Source organism: Paenibacillus sp. J5C2022 (assembly GCF_025567625.1).
Lineage (GTDB): Bacteria > Bacillota > Bacilli > Paenibacillales > Paenibacillaceae > Pristimantibacillus.
In genome coordinates this window covers 1-16,955 of sequence record NZ_JAOQJC010000021.1, presented here as the reverse complement: position 1 = coordinate 16,955, position 16,955 = coordinate 1, and the positions used below count along the sequence as shown (strand labels likewise).

At 47.7% G+C, this 16,955-nt stretch carries 15 protein-coding genes and 1 pseudogene; 7 read left to right on the top strand and 9 right to left on the bottom strand.

Features of this window, described 5'->3' with window-relative positions:
- Positions 1-150: 150 nt before the first annotated feature.
- The 3 genes from M6D81_RS17405 (at position 151) to M6D81_RS17395 (ending at position 2,644) form a co-directional block, all read left to right on the top strand.
- A complete protein-coding gene (locus M6D81_RS17405) occupies positions 151-738 on the top strand; it encodes a sigma-70 family RNA polymerase sigma factor (protein ID WP_262678191.1) in 588 nt (195 codons plus the stop codon).
- Positions 728-1,747 (top strand): DUF4367 domain-containing protein, encoded by a 1,020-nt coding sequence (locus M6D81_RS17400; RefSeq protein ID WP_262678190.1) that lies wholly within the window; start codon positions 728-730, stop codon positions 1,745-1,747. Before M6D81_RS17405 ends, M6D81_RS17400 begins: the two co-directional genes overlap by 11 nt.
- 159 nt (positions 1,748-1,906) lie before the next feature.
- On the top strand, positions 1,907-2,644 hold the full coding sequence (locus M6D81_RS17395) for a DUF4386 domain-containing protein (protein WP_262678189.1): 738 nt from the start codon (positions 1,907-1,909) through the stop codon (positions 2,642-2,644).
- On the opposite strand, the gene M6D81_RS17390 is transcribed toward M6D81_RS17395, so the two are convergent.
- Both M6D81_RS17390 and M6D81_RS17385 read right to left on the bottom strand, forming a co-directional pair.
- Positions 2,610-3,071 (bottom strand): DUF2269 family protein, encoded by a 462-nt coding sequence (locus M6D81_RS17390; RefSeq protein ID WP_262678188.1) that lies wholly within the window; start codon positions 3,069-3,071, stop codon positions 2,610-2,612. The two genes, M6D81_RS17395 and M6D81_RS17390, sit on opposite strands and share 35 nt — an antisense overlap.
- Positions 3,072-3,102: 31 nt before the next feature.
- The gene (locus tag M6D81_RS17385) at positions 3,103-3,702 is read right to left on the bottom strand and encodes a TetR/AcrR family transcriptional regulator (RefSeq protein ID WP_262678187.1); all 600 of its coding nucleotides are present in this window, start codon (positions 3,700-3,702) and stop codon (positions 3,103-3,105) included.
- Positions 3,703-4,145: 443 nt separating this feature from the next.
- On the opposite strand from M6D81_RS17385, the gene M6D81_RS17380 reads away from it, so the two are divergent.
- Complete coding sequence (locus M6D81_RS17380) at positions 4,146-4,853, top strand: DUF4386 domain-containing protein (protein WP_262678186.1); 708 nt, start codon at positions 4,146-4,148, stop codon at positions 4,851-4,853.
- 76 nt (positions 4,854-4,929) lie between these two features.
- Here M6D81_RS17380 and M6D81_RS17375 read toward each other — a convergent pair whose 3' ends face one another.
- The 4 genes from M6D81_RS17375 to M6D81_RS17360 form a co-directional block, all read right to left on the bottom strand.
- Positions 4,930-6,816: a hypothetical protein gene (locus M6D81_RS17375; protein WP_262678185.1), complete on the bottom strand. Its 1,887-nt coding sequence runs from the start codon at positions 6,814-6,816 to the stop codon at positions 4,930-4,932.
- 11 nt (positions 6,817-6,827) lie between these two features.
- Entirely contained in the window at positions 6,828-9,116 is a 2,289-nt protein-coding gene (locus tag M6D81_RS17370) for a glycosyltransferase family 2 protein (RefSeq protein ID WP_262678184.1), read from the bottom strand.
- Entirely contained in the window at positions 9,116-10,204 is a 1,089-nt protein-coding gene (locus M6D81_RS17365) for a bifunctional glycosyltransferase family 2/GtrA family protein (RefSeq protein ID WP_262678183.1), read from the bottom strand. The genes M6D81_RS17370 and M6D81_RS17365 overlap by 1 nt, the downstream gene beginning before the upstream one ends.
- Positions 10,205-10,487: 283 nt before the next feature.
- Positions 10,488-11,327 (bottom strand): AraC family transcriptional regulator, encoded by an 840-nt coding sequence (locus M6D81_RS17360; RefSeq protein ID WP_262678182.1) that lies wholly within the window; start codon positions 11,325-11,327, stop codon positions 10,488-10,490.
- Positions 11,328-11,457: 130 nt separating this feature from the next.
- On the opposite strand from M6D81_RS17360, the gene M6D81_RS17355 reads away from it, so the two are divergent.
- Positions 11,458-12,429 carry a Gfo/Idh/MocA family protein gene (locus M6D81_RS17355; protein WP_262678181.1) on the top strand — a complete coding sequence of 324 codons (972 nt, stop codon included), beginning with the start codon at positions 11,458-11,460 and terminating at the stop codon, positions 12,427-12,429.
- 25 nt (positions 12,430-12,454) lie between these two features.
- Positions 12,455-13,237, top strand: coding sequence for a TIM barrel protein (locus M6D81_RS17350; RefSeq protein ID WP_262678180.1), 783 nt, complete (start codon positions 12,455-12,457; stop codon positions 13,235-13,237).
- Between the two features lie 100 nt (positions 13,238-13,337).
- Here M6D81_RS17350 and M6D81_RS17345 read toward each other — a convergent pair whose 3' ends face one another.
- The 3 genes from M6D81_RS17345 to M6D81_RS17335 are packed head-to-tail and all read right to left on the bottom strand — an operon-like array spanning position 13,338 to position 16,496.
- Entirely contained in the window at positions 13,338-15,044 is a 1,707-nt protein-coding gene (locus M6D81_RS17345) for a CotH kinase family protein (protein WP_262678179.1), read from the bottom strand.
- A 29-nt stretch (positions 15,045-15,073) separates the two neighbouring features.
- Positions 15,074-15,760, bottom strand: coding sequence for a DUF4956 domain-containing protein (locus M6D81_RS17340; RefSeq protein ID WP_262678178.1), 687 nt, complete (start codon positions 15,758-15,760; stop codon positions 15,074-15,076).
- Positions 15,753-16,496, bottom strand: coding sequence for a polyphosphate polymerase domain-containing protein (locus M6D81_RS17335; RefSeq protein ID WP_262678177.1), 744 nt, complete (start codon positions 16,494-16,496; stop codon positions 15,753-15,755). The genes M6D81_RS17340 and M6D81_RS17335 overlap by 8 nt, the downstream gene beginning before the upstream one ends.
- Before the next feature lie 146 nt (positions 16,497-16,642).
- Between M6D81_RS17335 and M6D81_RS31845 the strand changes: the two are divergent.
- Positions 16,643-16,744: pseudogene (locus tag M6D81_RS31845) on the top strand (IS1595 family transposase); the annotation flags it as partial.
- Between the last annotated feature and the right edge of the window lie 211 nt (positions 16,745-16,955).

Here is a 16,955-nt window from a genome sequence, read left to right as displayed (position 1 = left end):
GTTTCGATACCTCTGCTATGGATTTATTTATTATACCCCCATTATATCATGGCATTTCGCGAGAAAAATCCGTTCCTATTTCGAACCTTTTCGCCTGATCGGACCAATATAGAGAATGAAACAAGTAAAGAGAAAAGGAGGTGTGTAGGGGTGGTGGAGGATCAAGAGTTGAGACTATGGCTTCAACGTATGACGGAAGGTCATCCGGATGCTTTCCGGGAAGTATATGCCCGCATCCATCTTCACGTCTACCGGACGGTTTACTTCCTGGTCCGCAACAAGCATGAAGTAGAAGACGTGGTCAGCGAGGTGTACGCGGCCTTGTTCCAGACGCTGCCCGCTTACGACCCCGCCAAGCCGTTCAAGGCTTGGCTGAATGGCATTATATTGCGTCAGACGAGCAGTTGGAAACGGCGAGTATGGAGAAGGATGAAGCTGGGTTGGAGAAGTCGCCTGCTTCTGCCGCTAGCCCCGTCCGATCGCGCGTTGCCGGGGGAAGAGCTATTCCGTGACGAGAGACGTCACGAGTTGCTGGAAGTAGTAGATCGTTTATCGTTCAAACTGAGAGAAGTCATTGTGCTCCGTTATTACCATGAAAGCTCATTTGAGGACATCGCCGTCTTATTGCATATCCCGGTCGGCACGGTCAAATCGCGCCATCATGCGGCTATTCGCAAGCTGCGGTATTTCATGGAGACGGACAATAAGGAGAAGGGGGCCTCTATACATGTTCAATAGCGAGAAGCTGACCTATGCGTACAAGACAACGGCGGCCAATATTCAGCCGGGGGCTGGTCACGAACAGCGTGTCGAGCACATCTATATGCAATATCGGGTGAGTCGTGACAGGAAGGCGAAGCCGCGACGATCGGCTCTCGTCAAGATTGCTCTTGTGGCTGCCGTAGTAGCCCTTGTAACAGGGTTTACCGGGTACTACTACCTGAACATCAGCGATCAACGGATAAGTATCGAGTATAAGCAATCGTCGACAGAATGGCTGGACGCTGAGCATTCGGCCGAAATCTATGGCATGCTATCGAAGGTGGAGGCCTCGCTCGAGGAGGGCGAATCGGCGGTTGTCTATATTCCAAGCCTGGCGGAGGTATTCCCCGAGCAGGAAGAATTTTCATTGCTCGCCGTGTCGGAGCCAGTACAGATTACCGATGTAGCTGCGTGGCAAGCTCTTGTGGCAGATTACTTGGGGGAGGACGGCTACGCACCGGCAACACTCAATGATTGGACATTCCAGCGGGGGCAGGAGCAATGGCCCTTCGGAGGGATGATCTCGATCGAACTGATGAACAGCCTTCTTCCGGAACTGAAGCAGGAGTCCGTACATAGCGGGGACGGTTTCGTTTGGAGGAAAGTGGACGTAAGCGGTTCTACCGATTCGGACGTATTAACAGCCTATTACCGGAACTCGGAGCAAGCAGAGCTATATGTCAAGATGTCCATTATTGAAGAGAATACGGTGACAAAGATGGCAACCAGCCTGTCCGAAGCGGAAGAAGTGGACTTGGGAATGCACAACGCCCACTACTTGCGTACGGAGCCTTTCATGTACGCCGCTTCGAACAGCTTGCAGGAGGTACAATGGCTGGACACCAAGGAGCATTACACGATTGTATACGGCGTTGGAAGCACAGCGTCCGATGTGACGAAGAAGGAGCTGATCAACATAGCTCAAGAACTGGCTTCGATGAGCGCGAATCAGGAGCCGATCTCGGAAGGAGCCGGCCTGAATTAGCGCAATAGCCATGTCATCGTGCAATAAGCGTATGACGGGGTCAACCGGAACGTTCCGGTTGACCCCTATTTTTTTGCAGCAGCAGCCTGTCCCTTGACTTAAGTCAATGAGATCGTCGCGATCGAAGACTATAATACAAGCAAACAGAGGAGGTTCGTGATGAAAAACCTGAACAACGATCAGAACATATCGCATAAAGCTGCCGTCATTGCCGGAATATCCTTGCTGATCATGACACTTGCCGCATTTTTCGCTTATGGCTACGTCCATAGCACATTAATCGTAAGCGAAGATGCCGTAATGACTTTAACAAACATCCAACAGTCGAGTTCACTATTTAACTTGGAGATACTTGGCTGGCTTATCATTATCATCACCGACATTATCGTTTCCTGGTCCTTCTATGTTTTCCTGAAGCCCGTTCATCGGGAGTACGCCCTGCTGGCCGGTTGGCTTCGTCTGGTCTATACCGGTATGCTGGCCGTTGCCGTATCCCATCTTGTCGTGGCGCAGCACATTATACGAGCCGATAACGCTATGTTCGGCGAGTCGACAGAGCGGCTGGCTTCGCAAGTGATGCTGTCCATCTCCTCTTTTGAATCGATCTGGTCATTCGGATTAATCATATTCGGGGTCCATCTCCTCGTCAGCAGCTTCATAGCATTAAAGGCCAGACATATTCCGAAGCTGGTCAGCATTCTGTTGCTTGCGGCAGGAGTCAGTTATATGGTCATTCATTCGCTGAAGAACTTCTTGCCCGAACTGGATGGGTTAATCAAGCTGCTGGAAGCCGGCTTGAGCATACCCATGATTATAGGCGAACTAGGGCTTGTCATCTGGTTGCTGTATTGGGGAAGAAAAGCTAAAACCCTTTCATCACCATCAGGTACAAAATGACGATCGGCAGGAGTGTGGCAGCTACACCATAAATGGCCCATTGACGGGATGCAAGGCGATATTCGGTCGTGATCGCCCCCGTCTTCATACATTCGTGACTGTGCCGAATCATTCTGTTCTGCAGCGGAATGAAAATGGCCAGCCAGATCAAACCGGTCATTGCAAATAAGATCAGCGAAAGTGTAAGCCAATTGAACCCCAGCAACGAAACGCCATTATTTCCGGCCATTACAGCGCCTGAGGTTATGATGAGGACAAGACCGGGAATGGTAAAAGCATAATCGGCGATCATGACATTTCTGACCGTATGATGAATAATCGACGGTTTCCCGGTCAGATCGGCCCTTATCTTCCAAAAGGCTGCTGTTATAACATTTCCAACCATGAATAAGACGCCGACCAAGTGCAGCGTTAACCATACATTCATATTCCTTCACCCTTTCCTTCTCCATTGGTTGTCATCTAACCTGCCACGATAACCTATCGCGGATAAACTCCGATAAATCTTGAGCTTTAAAAGCTGCTTGCGCTTGTGGAATGCCTGAGCGGACTCTTAATCCGAATGTGATGAGCGTGAACATATCTCCCGTTTTCTCCGACTCGACAGTATCAGGAATGACGCCGTGCCTTTGACCCGTCTCAATCCACAGCTTGGATAAGTAAGCAGAGCGATCGTAATAATTCTTCAACGCTTGCGCGACCAGCGGGTCTTCTTCTTTTCCCAGCAAGTACAGCAGCACTTTATTCGTTACGTCATTCGGATTTTCGTAAGCGATAATGCTTTCCCTGATTTTCTCCATTGGATCGTCGAAGTTGGGGCTGCCCTGTTCCACTTCTTTCATAAAGCGTTCGTTGGTTTCCTCCAGCCGCTCCTGCAGTACCCAGATGAAGATTTCATTTTTGTTCTTTACATAGTGAAAGATGGCGCCTTTGGACATCCCCGATCTGTTCACAATATCCTGCATCGTCATGGACTGACAGCCCTTCTCCATAATCAATTCCTTGGTGGTAGCCATCAGCCGCCTAATGGTCTGTTGCCTGCGTTCCTCTTGTTTCATAATCGTTCCTCCGTTGCCTTGTGGTTATTATGAACTTAATCCCATTATAAATACCGACCATCGGTTTGTAAATGAGTAGAGCTAAATAAATGCGCATTCTAACGATTGGGAGGCGATGCATTACAAATATTAAATGGCTACATGAGCCATGTATATGAATCAAAATAAAATATGAAAGGAAGAATATCGAGAATTAATAAAAAAGGGCGGGCTATCTTAACGATAGCCCTTGCCCGACATCGATTGACCAAGACAATTGTACAAATGTCCCTCTTCGTAACGCTTGCCCTACCACGCAAAGCACCTCATCGAGCTTTGGCGGTATCACCCCTTTTAAGTAAAGTAAACTTGACATTTAGACACATATAAATTACATTATGTATAATTTAGTTCACACAAATGTCTTCATGAGGAGGTCCATATGTCTAACAGGAGAAGGGAGAATGACTATGGCAAGAACGCACACAAATTCCAGTAGAAGATCTGCCGTCATTATTGGGGTGTTATTCATCGCCGGATTGGTAACAGGCATATTTAGTGTTGTTCCCGTTATCGATGGAGCAGACTATCTGGTCAAGGCTTCCACGAATGAAACTCAGGTATTGTTAGGAGCATTTTCTCAGTTGTTAATGGTGATCGCCTATGTTGGCATACCTATTTTGCTGTATCCGATTGTAAGCAATCATCATAAAGGGATTGCGTTGGGATCGGTTGCTTTCGGCATTATGGCGGGAGTATTCATTGTTCTGGGTGTCATCATCCTTCTGTTGCTTTTGGCATTAAGCCATCACTTCGCAATAGCTGGAACTGCTCATGAATCGTATTATCAGGCCCTCGGCGAACTGCTGCGTGAAGGACGTGACTTGGTCAACCATGTCGCTACGACACTGGCGTTTGTTATAGCTATGTTCTTATTCAACTGCCAGCTCTACCGCACCGAATTAATTCCGCGCTGGCTGTCGCTTTCAGGGCTCATCGGGTCTGCATTGTCCATATTGGCGAGCTTATTATTTATGCTTGGCTCCATCGGCCTGGATACGGCCTACATGTTGTTGAACGTGCCGATTGCCATTCAGCAATTGGTTGTGGCTCTTTGGTTAATCCTGAAGGGCTTCAAGGAATGCTCAGGAGAAGAGGTGTCACAGAAATGAAGGAGAGCTTTTCAATTGTTGATGTGGATTGCTTGAAGAAAAGCTCTCAAGAATATTTTATTGTGGGCAGGAAGATTTAAGTTGGGAGAGGGCTTGGCATTAAAGTGAGAGCGATTTGCTCCCCGGAACGTGTAATTTTGTAGATACCTTCCTGCATGTCGATGCCATAATGCTTCTTCAACAACCGTTTCCCGTCAGAGTCGCTCTCCACGACGACCAAATAATCATAGCCGCCGAGCAGGTTATCCATATTGTCTTCATAGAAGCAGCAGATTCCGTCCACGCTCGGGGCATACAAGTAATACTTCCCGACATACTGCATGTAATAACTCGTTATCTGTTCATCTGTGTCCGTGGCGTAAAGCAGGTACTTGCTGTTATCCTCTCGACCGCTTTCGTACCATCGATCGCCGGTAACCGTTTGAATCTGGTATGGCAGCGTTGATTCGTAGCTTTTGGCAATGGTGAGAATGCCATTGTATTCCGATAATAGCACGATGATGGCAACAGCCGTACAGGCCATAATGCCTTTTTGATAATAGCCTTTCGTCTTGACACTCTTAAATGCGCGATATCCGGACACGTCACCGATTTGCACATGAAAGGAACGCTCCAGATCGACCGTTGCGCACATGACCAGACCGCCGACGAAGAGTACCACGATACTCGATGCGTAACGCTCGAAGCCGGCTAGCCGAATTGCCTCGTCCAGCGGCATGGAATAGAGATACAGTCCCAGAATTCCTGCATAGTACAACAACAGCACAAGATTAAGGGCAAGCAGCACTTTCCACAGATGCCACTTCTTCTTGAACACAACTGCCGCGATTATAGAAGCGGCAATTGCCAGTAGCTCGAAGGCCACGATCCCCATCGCCGGCCTTGTCGTAAGATCGGTGCCGGACTTCAGAAATAGCGAAACAATATCCTGCAATTGCTCCGCAGTTTTGGCCTGATCCATATTCTGCAAGCCAGAGGAAGAAACGTCGAATTTATTCTCAACTCCATGGAAGACTGTCGACATACGCCAGCTCCAGCCGAAATAAGGAAGAAAGGCGCCGCAGAGCAGACCGGCAACAGCGAGCATATTCTTCCGCACTGGCTTGCTCCAATGCGTCAGCCATGTATAGATGAGGTAGGTTAGTCCGACTGCTGCGAAAATAATACCGGTACTCTTCATAACCGCCAGCAGTCCCGCAAGCGGGAGAATGATTATACACGCACGTGTCAACTCATCTCGATACCGGTAAACTACCGCAAAAATAGCTAAAGCATATACCGGGAGCAAGAAATCCACCAACAAGTTGGTAATACGAATCGTGATATTAAAAAAGGAAAGCGTAGATAAGCCTAATCCGAGAAAAGCATAAAGGAGAAAACGCCTCCTCTCGGAAATGATGCCAAACACGGCATAGAATCCGGAAAAAATAAGCAGCCCTTGCGCAAGCAGCATAACGGATTGACCATGCCCTGCAAACCGGCAGATGTAATAAAGAAACGATGTGACGCCCAGCGGATAATTTTTGAAATCAATAAGATCGGCGGCCGGGGTCGGAAAAGCATCTGTGCTCAACATGACCTTTAATACAATCGCCCAATGAGAAAAGTTATCGTAGTGCGTCAATTTGTTCTGGAGGAGCATCAGCAAAAAAACTGAGCTTCCCAGCAAAAAAGCGACATGGAAAATGGAGAAGGAGAATCGAAAAGAAATAGCAGCACTTTTTTGCATCCAATGAAACGCGATCACCGCATAGACAAGCAGGCCCAGAATCAGGACTGCAAGGCTGACCGAAAATAGCTGTCCCGCCAAGCCGCCAAGAAACACAATACAAGCAATCGATGAGAACACAAATACAGGAATAAACTCCCATGGCAATGACAATTTTTTTCGAACAAGCAGCATGTAACCCAAACAGGAGAATACCAGAAGTGCTACCATCAAAAGTTGAAGCATAATCTGCATCTCTATCTCTCCTAGTCCTCTAAAGCGCTCGCGGCATGTGAATGGCCCAGATCATCCATCAACAGATCGATAAGGCCGCGCTCCACAAGATCGTCAATATTAACGACCGAGAGAAGCAGCTCATGACGACGGGCTCTAGTTTTTCTCGTATGCTCCAAGATAACCTCAATATTATTTCTCGTGTAAAAAGCAACCCGCTCCCCGGTCGAAGTATCGCCTTGAAAATCGGTGGCGGAAAAATAAAGGAAATTAAAGCTGCGCAGCGTACAGCTATCTCCATTCGTAAAAACAATTGGATATTCAAGCGGAATTCGAGGCATATTCCTATGATGCGATAGGGGCTGAACCACGCGCCGCTTCACATTGCGAACCATATCGTCATAAGCCGTATCCCATAAGTTCATCTGCTCCGGCAAGGAGTGCTTGCGATCATAGATGAGTTGCATGTATTGGCGTTTATCCGTCTCACTGACTGGCTTGACCGTTGCCGAATATCGCCAGCCCTCTCCATCCTTCTTGACATAGACGATGACTGCCTCCAGATTCGCTTCGTAGCGCTTGCTTCTAACATGCAAGGAGACGGTTGTCTTCGGCGGCAAATAAATAGGGTGAGCGACATAGAGAGCAATGCCTTGCTCCGATACGTCTACGGTTCGGGCCTCATAGCGAAGGGTGCTCGCTTCATGGTTGATCGTCACATCCTCTTCCGCCCGGATACGCTCCGTCTCTCGATAAGCGCGGCGTCCGATCATGAAGAATAAGGCATAACATAATGCAATCATATTATGAACCAACCAGAAAATGATGATACTGCTATAGAAGAGAGCCACACCGTACTTGCCGTCCACATATCGAATGAGAGCCGCAACCGAAAGAAATAGCAGGAAGAGATGAGGAATCGCATACTTTAATGATCTCATCCATTCTTGGCCGGACGCTCTCTTCTTGTTCGTCACCTTGAATTTTCTTTCGTGAATGTGCAAGGTTTCAAGCAGCACGGGTACGATCAAATACGGCATAAAAATCGTGTCGATCACTTGACTCCATCGCTGATTGCGAATATTGCTCGATAAATAACGCATGGACATGCTATAGAAAAAATAAGACGGAAGCCAAAAAATCAAAATTTGCCAAAAACTCACACTTACAATTTGGAAATCGAATAACGCAAACAGAATAGGGGCGAGAATGAAAATTAACCGATTAAAAAAAGACCACCAGTACAGGAAACTGCTCATATAGGTGATTCTCGTCCAGAAGGGCAGTTTTTTGGAAGAGATAGCTCGTGTATTTTGCAAGCTTTGGATAATACCTCTTGCCCAGCGGATACGCTGCTTAACCATGCCTTGAACCGTTGTCGTAGTCAGACCCGCAGCTTGAACCTCTTCGGTTGCATAAGTCATATAGCCCGCTTGCTGCAGACGAATACTCGTTTCGAAATCCTCAGTGATTGTTTTCAGTGGGAAGCCGTTAATTTCCTCCATTGCCTTCCGGGAAATAACCGTATTGCTCCCTGTATAAGCTACGGCATTGGAGGCATTCCGCAAAATATTAACTTCTCTTGAGAAAAAATCCTGCTCGTTCGGAATGCCCTGCTCGGCATAAAGGTTAAACTGGAATAAATCCGGATTGTAAAAGCTCTGAGGGGTTTGAACCAGTCCGAGTTTAAAGTGATCATCCCGTTCGTCCGCTCTTCGGAGCCTCCATTCCCCCTTTTCCTTTACGAACTCCGAGAGCAGGAAATAGGGAACGGTTTTCATCAAAAACGTATGCTGCGGAATCATATCGGCATCAAATGTAGCAATGAGCGGGGAGGAAGTTTTGCTCAGCGCATTGTTTAAATTGCCGGATTTGGCCTCCGTGTTTCCGGGAAAGCCGATATAACCGACGCCAAACTGCCTGGCGAGCTCCTCAACCTCAGGTCGTCCCCCATCGTCGCATAAGAAGATATGAACCTTTCGCTTGTCCGGGTAATCCATACATGTACAGGCATTGACCGTTTTATATAATATATCGACAGGTTCATTGTGTGTAGCTATGAACACATCGACATCTGGATAATAGTCCGGCGGTATAGTCGGAAAGTCCAGCTTCGTCCGCTTCTTCTGCATCTTCTGAATGAACAATTCAAAGGTTGTCAACACCGTTACCGTCTCAGCTGCCAAAAGCAGGATGCCAAAAAAGAGATTAAGAAAACCTTGGTCCAATGGCAAGGTGAACAGCATTCGCCATAGCAAATAGATTGACATGAGGATCATTGTGACGACAAACATAACATTCTGCCGCTTTTCGTTAATCATTAGAGCCGCTGCCTCCTTGCTGCAAAGACCCACCGACGCTGCACCTGAAAACTCAGCAGGAACAGCATTGCATCAAAGACGAGTTTCGCTAATTTCTCACTTACGTTGAAGACTGTATGGATGAAATATACCCCTGTGCTGGAAAGCAATATGACCAATGCGCATAGCGTCAAATAACGCCATAGACTTCCCCGGCTTTCCTCTTTATGAAATACAAAATGCTTATTCAGCAAATAGTTGACCATAATGGATATGATTCTAGCGATTACAGTTGCCAATAGAATTCTCAAGTAATCCTGATCTTCAAGCATGGGCTTCAGTAAATCCATTAGAAGCCATGCAATTCCCAAGTCGACGATAGCACTGGCAGCCGAAGAAGAAATAAACTTCAAGAAGTTGGAGAACAGAACTCTCATCACTCTGGCGCTATCCCTGACCGCTTTAAAATGAGTCCCTGCATTTCCATTTTCGTAGATGACTTGAATGGGCAGAGTAACAATGGGTACGCCGGATTGAATACAGGCAATGAGCATTTGCAACTCGTATTCGAATCGAGTGCCTCGAACATTCTGCATGAATGCGAGCAGCCGGGGACCAAATGCGCGAAGTCCTGTCTGGGTATCTGACAGCTTCTTGCCGTATAGCAGAGCAAAAATAACAGAAGTAGTGCGATTCCCCAGCAAGGACTTGGCCGGTATCCCTTTCCCGCTAAAATCCCTTACCCCGAGCATCAGCGCCTCAGGATACCGTTTCACTTCTTCCGCAAGACGATATACATCTTCCGCGGCATGCTGTCCGTCTGAATCGGCAGTTACTACGCAAGACACCTTCTCGAACTGCTGGCCTATATACTGAAAACCGTGCTTAAGCGCCGCACCCTTCCCCTGATTTTCCGCAAACTGCAGCAAGACACAACCATTCTTATCAAGCTCGTGAAAAATGGGCTGGTACTCCTCGCCGGATCCATCGTCTACGATGACAATATTCTTCAGACCGTATTCTCGCAATTGATGCACATATGATATCAGCCTCTCATCCGGCTCTAGCGACGGAATAAGGACAACCGTTTCTCCCATTTTTTCTGCCATAATCATCCCTGCTTATTTAAAATTCCCCACAATTCGACATAATCTATTCTATTTCTCTGTTCTTAGAGTAGTATAACATCGAAAAAACAGAGCGTAAACGAGCCGCCGGAAGACATGGACATAGAAAAAAATGGACGAAAAAAGCCTGTTGAGAGGTTTCTCTCAACAGGCTGATGAGGCACCCTATTGAGTGCCATTCAAATGCTGCTAGCGCAATGCTAACACGTCCTCCTCATAATCGTTCGAAGCCGATTGGATTGCTCCGTAAAGTTGTATTTCTGATTCAGCCATTCCCATAGTGCGCTCGAAACTGCAGCGGCGTCATGCCGGTCATTCTACGGAACGAATATACAAAGTGACTATCGCTCTGGAAGCCCACCGTTATGGCAATGTCCTTCACAGCAGGACAATTGCCGGAAAGAAGCATATCCTTCGATTTCTGAATTCGGAATTGCAGCAAATATTGATATGGACTTATCCCCCAGCTCTTGCGGAACAACGCATTCAAATGCTGTGGGCTAATCCGCAATGTATTCGCCATCTGTTCCAACCCAAGACCGGGGTCCCCGTATGCTTCTTCAATAAGTAAATAAAGAGGCGTCAGCCTCTCATGGCCCTCGGACAAGGAGGGCTTCCTGCCGGCTTGTCCGAACTGCTTGATAAGCGTCAGGAAGGCATACACCTCAAGCGAACCGTTGACCCCTGCGAGGTCGAAGCTGTGATTGCATTTACGATAGAATTGCTGGTGGATCTCTGCAAGCGGAGAATCGGCATCCCAGCTCAGCGGCTGCATGTGCTGAAGATCAAGCGATGCGGTGATGGGATTGGCGAGCGCTCCGTCAAAGGTCATGAACCATGTCGACCAGACGCTTGTTTCCGCATAATAACTGTGGCTGACATTCGGCTTGAGCAGAATGCCCTGATTGGGATACAGCTTCACCGTTTTTCCGTTCACAGAGAACTCGCCGACTCCGGCAACTGTGTGCAGCCAATGGAAATTATGAAATCCGTTTTCCCGATAGATGGCCCCCTGATGCGTCGACAGGCCGACGCTGCCCAGATGCAGCGGCAGCCCCCTATCCCGTTCCGTTGTTACGAAATGCCTGCCGTAGCTGCTGCTCATAACCGCTCCTCCAGTTTCATTTTTCGATATTGAAAGCGCTATATATGATATATTAATACGGAAATGGATCAATTAAAATAACTTACATAGTTAAAATATCCGACTTTCAGGAATGGGAGTGATAACGATTATGACTGTGAAGATTGGGTTTATCGGAACCGGAGGCATCGCCAATCATCATATTGGCAACTTAGTTCAGATAGAGGGCGTATCCCTAAGCGCCTTTTGCGATGTCGACCTTGGGCGTGCGCAGAAAGCGGCTTCGGAACACCAAGGTGCCAAAGCGTATGCCAAAGTGAACGATATGCTTGACGACAATAAGCTTGATGGCGTCTACATTTGCGTACCACCGCTGGCCCACGGAGATGTTGAACGGCAAGTGATTGAACGGGCCATACCCTTTCTGGTAGAAAAGCCGCTTGGCATCGACCGTGACACACCCTCCGCCATTAGTCAGGCGATCAAAACCAATATGCTGATCACATCTGTCGGTTATCACTGGCGCTACAGCGAGGCCACCCATTTGGCCAAAAAGCTGCTGGCGGATAGAACTCCTGGCATGGCACTCGGTTATTGGATGGGCGGGATGCCGATGGTGCCTTGGTGGAGAGTCCAGGCGGGATCGGGTGGCCAGTTCGTCGAACAAACAACGCATATCGTCGATTTGCTTCGCTACTTGTGCGGCGAGGTGACAGAGGTTTACGCGGCATATTCGCTTAAAGTCATGGGTGAGAAGGTGGAAGGGACCGACGTTCCCGATGTCGGAACAGTTACCATGAAGCTTGCGAACGGCATGGTCGCCACCATCTCCAATACATGTATGATGCCGGTTGGACACCATGTCGGACTAAATATCTACACGGACAAAGGCGTGCTGGAGGTTGGCGGACATTCACTGAAGGAGATCGGGACGGAAGGCGTTCAGACACATACCAATAAGCTGCAGCCTACTGCCGCCGAAGATGAAGCCTTCATCCACGCGCTTCGGACTGGTGACACCTCCCTTATTTTGTCCGATTACGAAGATGCGCTGCGCACCCACGAAATTACGGTGGCAGCCAACGAATCCGCCGTCTCCGGCAAACCCGTATCACTTGCATAATTTTATAGAATGGAGGGAATTTACTATGAAATTTTCATTGTGCATCGGCGCTTATAGCGGCAAAGATGTCATCTATCATTTGGAGAAATTGAAGGAGCATGGCCTGCACGGCTTGGAGTATTATGCGTGGTGGGATCTTGGCGATCTGAGAAGGATCGCGAAAGAGCAGGAGCGCATCGGCGTTGGCATCAACGCGACATGCACAAGATTTATCAGCTTGGTCGACGAATCGCTCAGGGACGCCTATATTGCCGGCGTACGGGATACGATTGAAGCGTGCAAGATGCTGAATGTCACCTCCATTATCTCTCAGACGGGCAATGAGCTGGCCGGTGTACCTCGCGAAGATCAAAGGTCTGTCATGGTGGAGACGCTCAAGCATTGCGCGCCACTGCTAGAAGAAGCGGGAATTGTCCTGGAAGTCGAGCCGCTTAACGGCCTTGTCGACCATAAGGGACACTTCCTCCAGCGTTCGGACGAATCGGTGGAAGTCATCGACCGGGTAGACAGTCCGAACGTCAAGCTCGTCTTCGATGTCTACCACCAGCAAATTACGGAAGGGAACGTCATTCGGAACGCAACAGGCTACATCGACCGAATCAACCACTTCCACATTGCGGACAATCCGGGTCGCAAGCAGCCGGGGACGGGCGAGCTTAACTACGTGAACATACTGACCGCGATTAAACAAACCGGCTTCTCCGGATTCGTCGGGTTGGAGTGCGGCTATACGATCGATACCGACGAAGCGGTAGAGCAATATAAGCGGGATATTATTACCCCCGTGTTGGGAAGCCGGCACTTATGAGCAATTTTTAATCGGCATATAACATAACAGCACATAGCGACTCTATAGAGCCGCTATGTGCTGTCCCGTTTTCCACGTATCAACGGCATTGCAGTTGCACTTATCCAGAGGTGTTCGGAGACTCTCCCATGCGCATGCCTCCTCCGAATCGATTCCCGCCTGGCATTCCCCTTCCCATATCGCCCAGCTTCGACAAATCAACAGATGATGCGTCGACCAGCTTGCCGGAGTCCGCTTTTTGATCTTCAGTCGTAGACGGAATTTCACCGTTCAGCTGGCCCTGAATACTTTCCGCCCGCAACGTGCCAAGCTTTGTCAATTCGACAACTGCTTGCTTATACGCTTCGAAAGTCGTAAAGGAGCTGGGGTCATTCTTTACATAATCTGAAATGAGTTGATCAAGGCTGGCAACCGTTTGTTCGAATTTCCCATTAGCAAAATAGCCGTCCATAATTTGTTGCAAATAGGCATGATATTTTTCTTTATATTCCGGTACCTCTAACAGCTTGCCAAGCAGCGGACGGTCTTCGAGACTGACGCCAGATACGGGTGTGTCGATTGCAAGATTGACGACATCCCCTGCAGTGCCTCCCTGGAACCCCCCGAACGCTAAATTGTAATCCCACGGCAAGATGCTGATTTGCCCATCATGCTCATAGAGATAATAATTGTGACCCATGGTGGACGTATAGCTGTCCATGTTGACGACAACGGTGTGAGCCGCAAAATATTTCAATACCGCATCAACATCCACATAGGTGTCCAAATCAGTCCCGTCATTCAAATGCTTTAGCGCAGTAATAATCCGCTGATGATCCTCTTCGGTCGTTTTGGTATCGGCATTGTCAAAAATAGCGGAATAGCTGCTGATGGCATCGTCGCTATACGCTAGAGAAACCCCGTTCTGAGCGCCATTCATCCCTCCCGGAAAACCCCGACCGCCCATATCCCCATTAGGGAACTGCATATCTGACGGCGGCTGCATGCCTTCTGGGAGCTGCATGTCCGACGGCGGCCGCATGCCTTCTGGGAACTGCATGTCCGACGGTTGTTGCAAATTCCCGGACGCTTCTCCATTTTCCGGCGCGCGCCCCCCAAATCCCCCCATCTGACCCATGTCTCCATCATTGTTCGGTTTGTACAGCTCGCCCTCGCCTTCCTTCGTTCTATCGAGATAAGCGCTGTCAAGCACTTCAACAGCTAAGTAGAATCCCCATGCCTTCCCGTTTACTTGAATATCTGCGAAAGCATACAGCGGTGCATCAACGCCGATTGTGCTCATAATGTCATAGCTGATGTATTCCTTCAAATAACTTTTATCGGCATCCATATTATTAATGACAATTTTATCAAGACCTAGCCAGGTTTGATCCTCCACATACTTATCAAACTTAATTTTGAAGCTGAATCGGTCCGTTGTGTCGTTGTCTAAAACCTTTCTTAAGCTGGAGTTGCCTTTTGGGCGTATGCCCACATTTTTGATCGTTGTGCCGTTAATTGTAATATCAGTTGAGATATATTCCTCTTCCGATGCATTGTCCAGCATCTCCTGCCATTGGGCTTCGTCCACGTTGATGGAAATAGTCATAATGTTCGTTTTGTCCATCTCGTTCACATAACCTGGCTTATTCGTCTGCGTATCGGCTGTTGCAGATACCGATTCTGCAGTGGTTTTTGGTGTTGCAGTCGCTGTCGATGTTGTACTAACGGGTAGACTGTCACCTTCACTGCAAGCCGATACGGTCAACGCCATGCAGCACAATACAGCAGCAGCCAGCTTGCTTTTTGATTGCCATTGTTTTTTCATCGCAGTTCAACCCTTTCGACCGAAATTAGTTAGTAGTCTGTATTTCCGCTAGGAACCATCGTCAGTGAAAGATCCAGATTGCCGTTCCGGCACCGGATCGCGTCGAGAAATGCCTTCTGGCTAATGGAATCGTTAATCACTACGTTATATACCAGCTCGTACAAGCTGCCAAGCTCAGTCGTTCGAACCTTCTTCAACTCATATCCAACGCCAAATTGCTCGAACACTTCGGTGAATGCATCTTCGTAACCCAAGTTTTCTGGAATGGTCACTTTAAGCAGCTTCTGCGTCTTCTTATTCGCGGCGAAATTGAACCGGCTCAGCATAACCATGAGCAGGCATAGGATCACCGTAAACAATACAGCATAGCCGAATGCCCCGACACCGCACGCAAGTCCCGCCGCCATCGTAAACAGCACATATGCGATATCCCTCGGATCGCCGGGCGCGCTTCTGAACCGGATAATGGAGAATGCCCCGGCAAGGCTGAATGCTCTCGCAATATTGTTTCCAATCAAGAGGATAATCATGGCGACGATAACGGGCAAAATAATCATCGTTAAGGTGAAATTTTGCGAATAGCCATTCGGATTCGTTTTCATATAGGTCACACTGATAAGACCCCCGAGCACAATAGCTATTGCAATGGTCATGAGCGCACTCCAAAAGCTAAAGCTCGTGCTCGTTAGCGTATCGCTAAACAAAGTATCAAGCATATAAGACACTCTCTCTTTCTGTGTGAGTAGATTTCATTATTTTTTTGTACTCATTGCCGTATTTGGAGAAGCTTGTGCGGTAAAGCCCGTGCTCGGAAAGCAGTTTAGACAGCCAGAGCGGAATCGTCTTCTCTGCTTTGACCTCCATTAGCCATCTCCCATCCTCGATTAGCGGCTCCCCGAAATCGCCTTGCTCCATATTGAGCGCGTACCGCCGACTTCTGATATTCGTATCGAACGTGATTCGCAAGTCACGGCTCTCTCTGGAGAACAGAGCTTTGCGTTCATAAGCCATATACACCTTCGGCTGCAAGTCGTACCGCTGAAGCAAGTACCCGATCTCCTCAAGCACCTGCTTGTTCATATAAGCCCTGAATTCCGGTGCAATTCCGGTGCGGACGAACGCATACGCCTCCTGCAGCTTCAGAGCCGTTCTTCGCTTGTTCACCAGTCCGAACACCTTTTTCTTAATTTCCAAGTACACCTTTGTTTCTTCATTCGGTATGCCGTAAGCACGCAAACGAAGCTTTTCCTTGTATTTCGGCTTCGCCAAACTGTTGCGGATCAAGGAATCATGCTTGGTGTCAAAATACAGGTTTGTGATGGAATAAAATTCATGCTTTTTGTTGTAATCGTCAAGCTCCATATAAGCAAGCAAATCGTTAAAAAATAATCGATAGGCTGCGTCATCAAGCAAATATTTGTTCTCATACCGGTTAAACACTTCAATGGCCATCTATGGCATCCATCCTCTCCCAATCATTATTGTTGCGGCTTATGATTGTATGTTAGCTGGCTAACCTTTAACGAATCTTAAATAAATGCATGAAATAAGAGCAGGCCATGGATAACGCATTGGTGGAGAATAAAATGAGAGGAATTGTTAACAGCTATCACAGTCGCTTGAAGAAATGGATGAACCGCTTCAATGGTGTTGTAACCAAATATTTGCAACATTGTTTAGATTGGTTTCGTTATATAGACAGCAAGGAATGAGAATACCTTATCGAACAAGAAAAAAATGTTAAAAGCGTTTGAACAGTTACAGCTATATGATTATGATGCTAAGACTGGAGATGGTCATTATACAGAAGGAACTACAATATCTCATGAAGAAGCTAAGGAGTTCTATTTAAAGAAAATAAATGTCTTGAAGGAACAAAACTATAAATTAATGGGTTTTGAAATTATAGAA